We start from the raw sequence: 12,401 nt of genomic DNA, 5'->3' as shown, positions 1-12,401 counted from the left end.
CTTTGTTCTAAAAGTAGACAGCCCCCCATACTCTAGTGTTAGGGGAGGGGTACAGGCCATGAATGAACAAAGTAAAGTCAAACGTCAAGAAGTGAAAATGTTGAACCGGAAGCTGTTAGAGATTTCAGGCGTCTTGAATGTGGAGAGCTTCGACAGTGAAGAATTTCTTCTGGAGACCGAGTGCGGGTTTCTAGCTGTTAAGGGACAAAACCTGCATATTAAGAACCTGAGTCTGGATCAAGGGTTAGTCGCAATCGAGGGACTCGTGAACGGACTAACTTACTTGGAATCAAACTCCCATGAGAAGTCGAAGGGATTTCTCGGTAAGTTGTTCAAGTGACCTTACAAAGCCAATTCATTACTTTACTCACGATGGTCGGCATCGGAGCAGGTATGGGCGCGATATTCGACGCCTACCGGGTCTTATCAACCCAGCTTCGAGTCCCTCGCTGGATGATTCCGTTGCTCGATATCGTGTATTGGATCGTTTCGACGTTGCTTGTGTTCAGAGGACTGTACGCCAGTAATCATGGACAAGTTCGTCTGTATGTCTTCCTTGGCTTGATCCTGGGTGGATGGGTGTACATGCAGTTTTTTAGCAATGCATTTACCCGCTTTGTAGAGCTCGTAATCCGGATCGTAAAAAAATCTATACGTTTCCTGATTCAAACCGTTGAGATTGTGGTTATAAAACCTATTATTGCGTTATATAGACTTGTTATTGTAATTTTTGGTTTTTTGTTGGCACTTACTGTCTTCCTGTATAAAATTGTGTTACAATTGCTGTACCCTTTCTGGTTCATAACCCGCAAGCTATTTGGCTTGATTCAACCTTGGCTTGTTTTTCTAAGGCCGAAGTGGGTGAATACTGCCTGGCTTAAGCTGGTTAAGCTCTGGAATCGAATGCTGAGGAAGCCTTGATCTGGTACTTGATCTTGCAGTAGAAGGCTACCACCATGAATGATGGCGTGCGAAGTTAATCCTTACCATGTGATTTTTTTCGTATAGCGTGTAGGAGGGACTAGTAGGATATGCGTAAAGTGGCAACTGAACCTAATCTCGAACAACCTCATAAAGGCTCACGAAGACGGGTCCGGTTACTTTTGCTCACTTTTCTTGGATTTTTAGCGTGGGCTGCTGTGATCACCTGGAATCAACAAGGTAGACTCGATGCGAAGGCTGCTCAAGTCAGCGGGTTGGAGATGAAACGTACGGAGACAGTATCAATGAACGAAGATTACAAGAAAGAAGTAGTGCGGTTGAATGACCCTGAATATATGCTGCAAAAGATACGCAAAGAGTATCATTATACAAAACCTGGAGAGACCTTGTTTTTCACACCTAAACCTTAACATGGTCTTCCATGGTCGAGCATATTGACCTCATTTTAGCGATCTTGTATAATCTGCATTAACTGCTCTTTTCGGTTAGCGCTGGGGAATCCACTATTTTGTCCTAAGGATGCGCAATATGTGCTCCTGATGCGTAAGCTAGATCAAGAGAATTACTCTTAACATTTCTTAGGGAGGAACGTTTCATTCTATGGCAATTGAAGTGGGCACCAAGTTAGAAGGCAAGGTAACAGGCATCACACATTTCGGTGCTTTCGTCGAACTCTCGGAAGGAGTCACCGGTCTAGTTCACATTTCCGAAATCGCCGACAACTATGTAAAAGATGTGAATGATCATCTTAAGCTAGAGGATAAAGTGTTGGTGAAAGTAATCAATGTGGATAAGGACGGCAAAATCGGACTTTCCATCAAGCAATCAGTAGATAAGCCCCCGGGGGAGCAAAGACCCCCACGTCCGGAAAGACCTTTCCAACGGGATCGCGGTGAAGACCGAGGTGGTGGTGGCGGCGGTGGTGGCCGATTCGATCGCGGTGGTCGCGCAGCGAAACCTCCTGTGAACAAACTTACGTTTGAAGACAAGATGTCGCGTTTCCTGAAGGACAGTGAAGAGAAGATTTCGTCCCTTAAGAAGAATACCGAAGGCAAGCGGGGCGGAAGAGGAGCAAGACGCGTTTAATTCCTTAATAAAACACCCTTGGTGCGATCGGTTATTCCGAGCTACCAAGGGTTTGTTGTTTTTTCGGGCGAGAATGTCACCAAAACAATTGACTTTTTTTTCACCCTCCAGTATACTTTCGTATTGAATATGGCGGTGTAGCTCAGCTGGCTAGAGCGTACGGTTCATACCCGTGAGGTCGTGGGTTCGAGTCCCTCCGCCGCTATACATAGTACCCCCGCAAACCGTTTTTGCAGGCATTAGGCTGCAGAGGCGGTTTTTATTTTTTGGTGAGACGTTTAACAATTTTTGTCGGATTTCTCCTTTCAGCAATGGAATCGACAGGTTCTTCCTAATTTCTGCTAGTTTAGAATGCTAGATTGCTAGGACCTTTTGACTGATTTAAGTCGAGTGCCTTCCTGGCGGCGTAAGAAGAGCCCTTACGGGAAAAGGGCTGGCGTATGTTTCTACATGGCGAGTTATTTTGTCGGAAAATTCTTTCGATCTAGCAACTGATTGTGACAAACTTCATGCTAGATTGCTTTTATAATAGGGAACACACGAAACAAGATGAAGGAGTGTTCCCCAATATGCAGAAATGGAATTTGTTAAACTGGGCCTCACAACCGTGGGCAGGTGCTGTACAGCGGGTGAAGAATGGAAACAAACAGATGTTAGCCGAGAATCGATTCATACAGTCCCTTATTGCTAAGAAGTGGGCGGCATTATTGCTTGTGATGGGTTTTCTATTAGGGAAGGCCATGATTCTGGAGCAGTTGGCACCCTTTGCGATCGCTTACTTCGCCGTCTTGTACTTCACGAGGAAAGACTTGATCCGCTGGATAGCGCTGGCACTGGTTGCGGGAAGCTTATTCTCGATGGAAATTCGAACGGGATACATTGTGACCGAGATGATCGTATTTGTCCTCCTCCAGAAAGGGCTCGAGAAGTACGAGCATTCGGATGCATCATACGCACCGTTCCTGGTTTTCATATCCGCCTTCTCTGTCCAGTTGTTCGGGTATATGGTAGATACAGAATTGACCTGGTATACATTAATGCTTACTTCGGTGGAAGCCGCGCTAAGTTTCGTATTAACACTCGTTTTTATGCAAGCCATTCCTGTATTCACCTTAACCCGCAAAAACTATGTGCTCAAAAATGAAGAAATCATTTGTCTCATAATCCTATTAGCCTCTGTCATGACCGGCATGGTCGGGTGGATGGTGCAAAATATTTCGTTAGAGCATGTAATGTCTCGCTATCTGATTTTGTTGTTTGCTTTCGTAGGAGGGGCTCCTTTAGGGGCTTCGGTCGGGGTTATTACCGGGCTTATTGTAAGTCTTGCGAATGTAAGCGCCATCTATCAAATGAGCCTGTTGGCTTTTGCCGGGATGTTGGCAGGCTTGCTGAAGGAAGCGAACCGGATGGGAGTAGCGCTTGGGATGCTGCTTGGCTCCTCCATCTTATCTGTCTATATCGGTAATCAATCTGAGGTCATACACTCCACTTGGGAATCGGTAGCCGCCGTAATTTTATTCTTGCTTACTCCTAGATCCCTGATCCGCACGTTAGCCAAATATGTACCGGGCACTCAAGAGAATCTCAAATCACAACATGAATATGCGAAAAGGGTACGCGATATTACCGCTGGGCGGGTAGAACAATTCTCGGAGGTGTTCCGCCAGTTATCCCGCAGCTTCAAACAAATAACCCAAGTGGATGAAAAGGAGCAAAAAGAAGATGAAATTGGACACTTCATGAACGCGGTCTCCCAAGAGGCTTGCACCAATTGTTGGAAACGTAAACAGTGCTGGGACAACAAATTTTACGACACGTACTCGTATATGACGGAAATGATGAGTGCTATTGAAGCGAAGCCTTCATACAGCCGCAAAGAGATTCCGCGTGAATGGAAAAATGTATGTGTGCGAACCGATCAAGTACTGGATGTGATGAAGCATCAATATGAAAGGTACAGCAGTGACCGACATTGGAAGCGGCAAATTCAAGAGAGCCGTCAATTGGTATCGGAGCAGTTGACAGGCGTCTCTCAAGTGATGGAGGATCTGGCCAAGGAGATCAAGCGCGAGGGGCATGAATTGTTCCTGCAGGAAGAGCAAATCCGCAATGCTCTGGAAGAGCTGGGACTGTCGATTCACAGTATCGATATTATTAATCTGGATGAAGGGAATGTGGAAATCGAGATCGTTCACCGCTACACACGAGGATTCGACGAGTGCCGTAAAATTATTGCGCCGCTCCTCTCCGATATTCTCGGGGAGCAAGTAGCGGTCCGGCACGAAGAAATGTCTGAGCGGGGAGAGGGCTATTCGACCGTCCAGTTCGGCTCTGCCAAAGAGTACGAAGTAGAGACAGGGATCGCCGGTGCAGCGAAGAACGGAGATATGCTCTCTGGAGACAGCTTCAGCACGGTGGAGCTAGGCAATGGCAAATTCGCCGTGGCGATTAGCGACGGAATGGGGAACGGGGAGCGTGCTCGCGCAGAGAGCAGCTCAGCCCTTGCAATTCTTCAACAGCTTCTGCAATCTGGTATGGATGAGAAGCTTGCGATCAAATCAGTCAACTCTGTGTTGATGCTGCGTTCCTCTGATGAGATGTTTGCTACCGTTGATGTGGCGTTAATCGATTTGTACAGCGCCAATACGACGTTTATGAAGATAGGGTCGACACCAAGCTTTATAAAACGTGGGACGGAGGTTATCCCGATTTCGGCCAACAACTTGCCTATCGGAATATTAAAAGATATTGATGTGGATCTGGTCAGCATGCAGATGAAACCAGGCGATATTTTAATTATGATGACAGACGGCATATTCGATGCGCCTGGGCATGCAGTCAATAAGGAGCTCTGGATGCGCAGAGTGATCCAAGAAATTGATACGGAGGACCCTCAAGGTGTGGCGGATCAGTTGCTTGAGCGAGTCATTCGTCAGCATAGGGGGGATATAGTCGATGATATGACGGTTGTTGTGGCGCGGATTGAAAAATTCAGCCCGGAATGGGCGACCTTCCGCCTGCCAGGACTCACACGAATCGAACGTCCGCGCACGGTAAGTTAATTATATAGCCTTTCTATAATCCATGAAGCCACTCTTCGCCCATTCGCGGAGGCTGGCTTTTTTTCGTCTACCTGTTATACCACTCTCTCTGAATGGGCACACTGGTTGATAGATTCGCAGTTTCGGCCAGTGTAAGGCTCAATCTCTTAGGGGGAGGAAAATATCTAATGATGAAACAAATTATTCTTATAACGGATGGATGCTCCAACGAAGGAATTAGCCCAATCGCGGCCGCCGCGCATGCTTATCAGGAAGGTATCGTAGTGAATGTGATTGGAGTTGCGGACGGGGGCGATCAGCATGGAGAGCGCGGGATGGATGAGATCGCAGAAATTGCCCGTGCAGGCGGGGGGATGAGCCGGTTGGTGACGCCAGCCGCATTGTCGCAGACCGTTCAGATGATGACTCGCAAAACGGTCGTCCAGACGATGCATCAGGTCGTGAATCGAGAGCTGAAGCAGATCCTGGGTGATGGCGAGTTAGAGTCATTGCCTCCTCATAAGCGGGGTGAAGTGGTGCGGGTTATTGATGAGTGGAGCGAGAATGCGTCTCTCCGAATTGCCCTGCTGATTGATACCAGTGCCAGCATGAAGACCAAATTGAGAGCCGCACAAGAGGCTTGTCGTGACCTGTTGCTAAGTCTGCAGGCCCGAAGAGGGCAGAGTGAAATGGCGGTCTTTCATTTTCCGGGGCAAGCGGATGCAGATCTTCTTGTAGATTGGAGTTCTGACCTTGCAAAAATCAATCAAATGTTCTATAAATTAAACATAAAGGGAACTACCCCAACCGGACCGGCTATTCGCACCGTCATTCGACATTTCTCCTTCCAGGCAGCTGAACGCGAGGAGCATAGCGAACAGAATCGTTTCCAACAGGCGAGGTCCAACCATAAGGACGGGATTTGGAGTGACTACGTCGTTTAAGCTTACCCTGGCTGAAGGGACTTGGATTCATGGAAAATGGAACAAGAACAAATATGAGATTGTTCGGCTGCTGGGAGAAGGGGCGAATGGTCAAGTGTATTTGGTGCGGGCAGGTAAGACGTTGTTTGCTTTGAAGATCGGGTTCGATACGATAGATCTGCAATTAGAAGTGAATGTGCTGAAGTCACTGGCCAAAGGTCCGAATGCAGACGACACGTATCTGCAGGACGCTGACAATATGATTACGGGTGAGAGGAGCCTTCCTTTCTACGTCATGAAATATGTGAAGGGGATTCATCCGCAGTTATATTTGCAAAAGCATGGGATGGATTGGTTCGAGCTCATTCATTATGGAATTTTGAAGAAGTTAGTCAACCTTCATCGACGCAAATACATATTCGGAGATCTGAAGACGGATAATGTCCTGGTTTCAGAGTTCGGTAAGATTGATCTTGTGGATTTCGGTGGTGTAACAGAGATGGGACGATCAGTCAAACAATTCACCGAGGTGTACGATCGGGGCTTCTGGAACGCTGGTTCGCGTAAAGCGGACGAAGCTTATGACTTGTTTTCCTTTGCCGTTCTTTGCCTGTATTTGTCCGATACAAGGAATCGTTTCGCTGAATTTGTGAAATCGGTGCCGCAGAATCGCAGCTTGGAGGATTTGATCGCCTTGACCAATGAATACGAGAGCTGCAAGAGATTTAAGCCTGTATTAGTCAAGGCGCTGACCGGTCAATATAAGACTTCTCAGGAAGCAGAACGAGAATGGCGTTCATTGATGCTGAAGAGCGGCATACGTATAAAGAGCAGCAAGTATAGCTTGTGGATTCAGACGGCCTTTGCGGTTTCCCTTGTTTTGTTTGCCTCGAGCCTCTACATATTTTTACAATCTTAACTACTGGGGGCAATCATGCAGCGTTCAGACGCGGAATTGATTCATACAATCGAGCGGTATATCCGCCAATATTGCCTCATAGAGCGAGGCGACACACTTCTTGCAGCCGTATCTGGGGGTCCAGATTCTACGGCTCTTCTTCATATTCTGCATCAATTGTCTAATAAGTGGGAGTGGAAGATAGCAGCAGCACATCTCAACCACCAATTCAGAGGAGAGGAATCGGATCGGGAAGCGCAGCAAGTCGAAGCATTTTGCGTTAGCCTGGGTATTCCTTGCGAGATGGGCATAGTGGATATGCCGGATATCATTCGTCATACGGGGGGGAATGCGCAGACAGCCGCTCGTGAGGAGCGTTATGCTTTCTTGACAGCCGCCGCAGCCAAGATAAGCGCTAAACGGTTGGTGACGGCGCATCACGCGGACGACCAAGCGGAGACTGTACTTATGCGTATTCTTAGAGGGACAGGCCCGTCAGGGCTAACTGGAATTCCGTTACGGCGATCGTTAAACGATTTGGAACTTGTGCGCCCTTTACTTCGTATATACAAAGCAGAGCTAGTTCGTTACTGTCTGGAGAAGGAACTGCCCTATGCAGAGGATAGCAGTAACCGCTCCAGGAAGTATACACGCAACCGCATCCGCTTGGATGTAATACCCGCTCTGCTCACGTTTAACCCGCAGCTTCCCGAGTCCTTGAATCGTCTAGCCGATTTAATGGTTGAGGAAGATGACTTTATAAACCAGGAAGCAACTCGTGCTTGGCCGTCGCTAGTCACCGAGGATGAGAATGGCTACGCCTTCTCTAGAAATGCATTTACGGCTCTGCATATTGCTTTACAAAGGCGGTTGATTCATCTAATATTGAGCTATGTGTGCTCCGAATCGGATGCTTCGGACTTTAACCGGATTGAACGGATTAGAGAAATGATCTCGCAAGATAATTCTCCTTCCGCGAAGATCCATTTGCAAGGCGGCGCTGTTATGTGTCGGGAGTATGACCGCATTTTGATTAACAGGCATTCTCAGATCGAATCAACAACATTAGATGAACCCGAATGGAAGGGGACCCTTGAGCGCTCACATCTGGAGGGACAGGTTGCCGTCAGATGGGCTGGGGCGTTGACTTTTACTACCCGAGATCAAGATGCTCAAGTGCCTTCACACAAGCTGGCATCCTTCCGCGAAGGGGAGACATACGCTGACACGAGGCAACGTCCCTCCCACTCGGAGGCTTTTTTTGACTTAAACCATGTGAGCTTTCCTATTACGATCCGTAAGCGGCGTGATGGAGACAGGATGCAACCGCTCGGTTTAAATGGATCAAAAAAAGTAAAGGATATGTTCATTGACAAAAAAGTTCCTCAGCGAGTGCGGGAGCGAACCCCTATTATTGAAGATGCCGCCGGAAGGATTCTTTGGATACCGGGTCTTGGCAGATCCAAGCATGCGCTTCTAACGTCTGATACAACTGAGGTGTTAGTTATGCGGTTCGTTCCTAATGCATGAATCCACTGGTTTTTCGGAACGACCTAAATAGAATGAGCTCCCCTATGTATTCATAGTATAGGGTAAGAGCTTGTGCAGCAAAGCCGTTTGTGCGTGAATGGCAGATGTAAGCTTAAGAATAGGGGGACCGGCATTTGTGCAAAACGATATACTAGAAGTTTTATTCACCGAAGAAGAGATCCAACGGAAAGTAGCCGAATTAGGCGAGATACTGAGTAAGGAATACGAGGGACGCAATCCATTGGTCATTTGTGTGCTGAAAGGCGCATTCATATTCATGGCTGATCTGGTCAAGCGGATGGATATTCCTCTTGAGCTGGACTTCATGGCTGTATCGAGTTATGGACAATCAACCAAGTCTTCAGGTGTAGTCAAGATTATTAAGGATTTGGATGTTCCCGTGGAAGGCCGCAATGTACTTATAGTGGAAGACATTATTGACAGCGGACTCACTCTGAGTTATTTAATTGATGTTCTGGAGCGACGCAACGCATTGTCAATCTCAGTTGTCACATTATTTGACAAGCCTGGACGACGGACAGTTGATTTGGAGTCTGATTATAAAGGCTTCACGATTCCAGATGCTTTTGTTGTCGGGTATGGCTTGGATTATGCGGAGAAATATCGGAATCTTCCTTATGTAGGCATCTTGAAACCTGAAGTTTATTCGTCTTAATGGCAGTTTAAGGCCGCTATGCATCGCTGATCTTCGTTCTATTGTGATGCATACTCCGCCTGTGGTAAAATATTACGTGTGTCATTGAGAGGAGGTAGGGGATGAATCGGATCATCCGCAACACCGGATTTTATTTACTCATTTTCCTCGTTACCGTAGGAATCGTTCATTTCATCAGCAATCAGAACGATACCAAGCAAACGATCGACTATACCCAGTTCCGTCAAGAGCTGAAGGACAATAATGTCGATGAAGTGTCGGTTAAGTTTGACGGTTACACCTATCTGATTCGGGGGAAATTTAAACAATCCGCTACAGATACAGATAAGCTGCTCTTCGAAACACACGCTCCTTTCGGTGAACGGGTGATTGATCTATTAGAGCAAAGCACTGTTAACAAGGAAATCCATGAGAAGATGGACGGGGACAACGTCTGGATTACGTTCCTGACTTCCATTATTCCGTTTGTCATCATCTTCATCCTGTTCTTCTTCTTGCTTAACCAGGCTCAAGGCGGCGGCGGAAAAGTAATGAATTTCGGCAAGAGCCGAGCCCGTCTCTACAATGAAGAGAAGAAGAGGGTTACGTTTGACGATGTAGCCGGCGCAGACGAAGAGAAACAAGAGCTGGTGGAAGTAGTTGAATTCTTGAAGGATCCACGCAAGTTCGCAGCCTTAGGCGCTCGTATCCCCAAAGGGGTCTTGTTAGTAGGGCCTCCGGGAACAGGGAAGACGCTTCTAGCTCGTGCTGTTGCGGGAGAAGCAGGCACGCCGTTCTTCAGCATCAGCGGTTCTGACTTCGTAGAGATGTTTGTTGGTGTAGGTGCTTCCCGTGTCCGTGATCTATTCGAGAACGCGAAGAAGAATGCGCCTTGTATTATCTTTATCGACGAGATCGACGCAGTCGGACGCCAACGCGGCGCCGGATTAGGCGGAGGTCATGACGAACGCGAGCAGACGCTCAATCAATTGCTTGTTGAGATGGACGGCTTCGGAGCCAACGAGGGGATTATTATCGTTGCTGCAACGAACCGACCGGACATTCTGGATCCTGCACTCTTGCGTCCAGGCCGCTTCGACCGTCAGATAACAGTTGATCGCCCAGATGTGAAAGGCCGCGAAGCAGTACTTAAGGTACATGCTCGCAACAAGCCTCTTAATAAGGACGTTAAGTTGGAAGTGTTATCGCGCTATACCACTGGGTTTACCGGTGCTGATCTGGAGAATCTGCTGAATGAAGCGGCGTTGATCGCAGCCCGACGCAGCCGTAAGGATATCTCGATGGATGAGATCGAGGAAGCATTTGACCGCGTTATCGTCGGAACACAGAAGAAGAGCCGTGTAATCAGCGAACGCGAGAAGCGCACCATAGCTTATCATGAAGCAGGACACGCGATCATTGGGTACTATGAGAAGAATGCTGACGTAGTGCACAAGGTTACGATCGTGCCTCGCGGTCGCGCGGGTGGATATGTGCTAAGTATTCCGAAGGACGGAGAGGACCGATTGCTGGCCACGAAGTCCGAACTGATTGATCGGATAACTGGATTGCTAGGCGGTCGCGTATCCGAGGAAATGTACATCGGTGAAGTTGGAACCGGGGCTTTTGATGACTTCCGCAAAGCAACTGGTATTGCTCGCAGTATGATCATGGAATATGGAATGAGCGAGAAGCTCGGACCGATGCAATTCGGTCAGACCCAAGGTCAAGTATTCCTTGGACGCGATATTGGTCATGAGCAGAACTACAGCGATGCGATTGCTTATGAGATCGACAAAGAAATGCAGAACCTAATCAGCCGTTGTTACAACAGAGCCAAAGAAATTTTGACCCAATATGCGGATCAAGTTCATTTGATTGCTAACGCCTTGCTTGAAAGAGAAACACTCGACAGAGAGCAGATCGCTCAATTGCTCGAGCATGGCAAAGTGACGGATAAAGAACTGGAGAAGTCCGATGATTGGGCCAGCTTCGATGAGCAGCTGAAGGTTAACATTAACACTCAAGACGGAACAGGCGATGCGAACAAGCTCGATTTCGATCGCGATAAGAAAGAACCAAAGGATGAATAAAGCGAAATCCGGCAATCCCTCGTGGAGATGCCGGATTTTTTACAAGCCAACCTTCTTAACCCGCCAAAATCATGGTTTTTGGTCATTGACAGTCTGTGTCAGGTTGTGTAAATTAGTTGTAAAATGTACCCTTTCGCGAGTACTGCTATTTTGCAAAGTCGCTGTTCATAATAAGGGTATATTAGAAAGAGAAATTACGTATTTTTTACAATAGACTAATGCGTGAACTTTTTCACGTATTCGGATGGAAGGAAGGGGACCTAACATGGAAGCATTGGCGTTAGAGCGTAAAGCTGAGCAGAACCGTGAACTCAAGCAGCGAATTGCTGAGCTCAAGAAGGAACGGAATGCCATCATACTTGCCCACTATTATCAGAGGGATGAAGTTCAGGAAGTCGCTGATTTTCGAGGTGATTCCTTCTTGCTGGCTCAGAAAGCAGCTCAGACCGATGCTGAGGTGATCGTATTTTGCGGAGTGCACTTTATGGGGGAGAGCGCTAAGATCCTCGCTCCTAACAAGACAGTCATTATTCCAGACGAGCGTGCAGGTTGCCCCATGGCGGATATGGTCAATGTCGAAGGCCTCAAAGCGCTTAAGCGACAGCATCCTAACGCTGCCGTAGTGACATACATTAACTCCTCTGCTGAGATTAAGGCGGAGACTGATATTTGCTGTACTTCAGCTAATGCAGTAAAGGTTATCCAATCCGTGGATTCGGATGAGATCATATGGGTGCCGGACAAAAATCTGGGCGACTATGTATCCAAGTTTACGGACAAGAAAATGATTATTTGGGAAGGGTACTGTAACACCCATGACATGTTGACGGTCAAGGATGTTATGGAGATGAAAGCCAAACACCCGAATGCGCAGTTCGTCGTCCACCCGGAATGTCGTCCTGAGGTTGTACAGCTTGGTGATTTTGTAGGAAGCACTACTGCCATTATCAAATATTGTAAAGAATCGGACTGCCAGGAATTTATAGTCGGTACAGAGGATGGAACAGGGTATCAATTAAGAATGGATAGCCCGAACAAGACCTTCCACTTTGCTACTAAATTTCTCGTATGCCCGAATATGAAAGTAAACAATCTTAAGAAAATTGTTCGTTGCATGGAGACGATGCAACCACAAATCTATGTACCGCCTCAAGTTGCTGAACAAGCACGACTCTCCCTAGAGCGCATGTTACAAGTTAAGTAGCATGCGCTACTCTCTTGCCCATAAAAGGT

General features: G+C 47.3%; 11 protein-coding genes and 1 tRNA gene. All 12 read left to right on the top strand.

The annotated features are described in order from the left end of the window. Positions 1 to 58 precede the first annotated feature (58 nt). The 12 genes from yabP to nadA all read left to right on the top strand — a co-directional run bounded on the left by yabP (position 59) and on the right by nadA (position 12,372). On the top strand, positions 59 to 340 hold the full coding sequence (yabP, locus tag AC58QD_RS30880; protein ID WP_497338894.1) for a sporulation protein YabP: 282 nt from the start codon (positions 59 to 61) through the stop codon (positions 338 to 340). Continuing rightward, a complete protein-coding gene (gene yabQ, locus AC58QD_RS30875; protein ID WP_497338893.1) occupies positions 337 to 921 on the top strand; it encodes a spore cortex biosynthesis protein YabQ in 585 nt (194 codons plus the stop codon). The genes yabP and yabQ overlap by 4 nt, the downstream gene beginning before the upstream one ends. A gap of 110 nt (positions 922 to 1,031) precedes the next feature. After that, complete coding sequence (locus AC58QD_RS30870) at positions 1,032 to 1,352, top strand: FtsB family cell division protein (RefSeq protein ID WP_497338892.1); 321 nt, start codon at positions 1,032 to 1,034, stop codon at positions 1,350 to 1,352. Positions 1,353 to 1,542: 190 nt separating this feature from the next. Next, positions 1,543 to 2,028: a S1 domain-containing RNA-binding protein gene (locus AC58QD_RS30865; protein WP_497338891.1), complete on the top strand. Its 486-nt coding sequence runs from the start codon at positions 1,543 to 1,545 to the stop codon at positions 2,026 to 2,028. A gap of 131 nt (positions 2,029 to 2,159) precedes the next feature. Continuing rightward, positions 2,160 to 2,233, top strand: a tRNA-Met gene (locus tag AC58QD_RS30860). 364 nt (positions 2,234 to 2,597) lie between these two features. Further along, a complete protein-coding gene (gene spoIIE, locus AC58QD_RS30855) occupies positions 2,598 to 5,090 on the top strand; it encodes a stage II sporulation protein E (RefSeq protein WP_497338890.1) in 2,493 nt (830 codons plus the stop codon). 170 nt (positions 5,091 to 5,260) lie between these two features. Next, positions 5,261 to 6,013 carry a VWA domain-containing protein gene (locus tag AC58QD_RS30850; RefSeq protein ID WP_497338934.1) on the top strand — a complete coding sequence of 251 codons (753 nt, stop codon included), beginning with the start codon at positions 5,261 to 5,263 and terminating at the stop codon, positions 6,011 to 6,013. After that, positions 5,997 to 6,911 (top strand): protein kinase domain-containing protein, encoded by a 915-nt coding sequence (locus AC58QD_RS30845; RefSeq protein ID WP_497338889.1) that lies wholly within the window; start codon positions 5,997 to 5,999, stop codon positions 6,909 to 6,911. The genes AC58QD_RS30850 and AC58QD_RS30845 overlap by 17 nt, the downstream gene beginning before the upstream one ends. A gap of 15 nt (positions 6,912 to 6,926) precedes the next feature. Next, positions 6,927 to 8,420 (top strand): tRNA lysidine(34) synthetase TilS, encoded by a 1,494-nt coding sequence (gene tilS, locus AC58QD_RS30840; protein ID WP_497338888.1) that lies wholly within the window; start codon positions 6,927 to 6,929, stop codon positions 8,418 to 8,420. Between the two features lie 136 nt (positions 8,421 to 8,556). Beyond that, the gene (gene hpt / locus AC58QD_RS30835; RefSeq protein ID WP_497338887.1) at positions 8,557 to 9,096 is read left to right on the top strand and encodes a hypoxanthine phosphoribosyltransferase; all 540 of its coding nucleotides are present in this window, start codon (positions 8,557 to 8,559) and stop codon (positions 9,094 to 9,096) included. Between the two features lie 101 nt (positions 9,097 to 9,197). After that, positions 9,198 to 11,168 (top strand): ATP-dependent zinc metalloprotease FtsH, encoded by a 1,971-nt coding sequence (ftsH, locus tag AC58QD_RS30830; protein WP_497338886.1) that lies wholly within the window; start codon positions 9,198 to 9,200, stop codon positions 11,166 to 11,168. Positions 11,169 to 11,433: 265 nt separating this feature from the next. Next, on the top strand, positions 11,434 to 12,372 hold the full coding sequence (nadA, locus tag AC58QD_RS30825; protein ID WP_497338885.1) for a quinolinate synthase NadA: 939 nt from the start codon (positions 11,434 to 11,436) through the stop codon (positions 12,370 to 12,372). Positions 12,373 to 12,401: the final 29 nt, after the last annotated feature.

The sequence above is a fragment of the Paenibacillus sp. J2R1T-4 genome, assembly GCF_059692235.1.
This window is presented reverse-complemented; position numbering and strand designations above follow the sequence as displayed.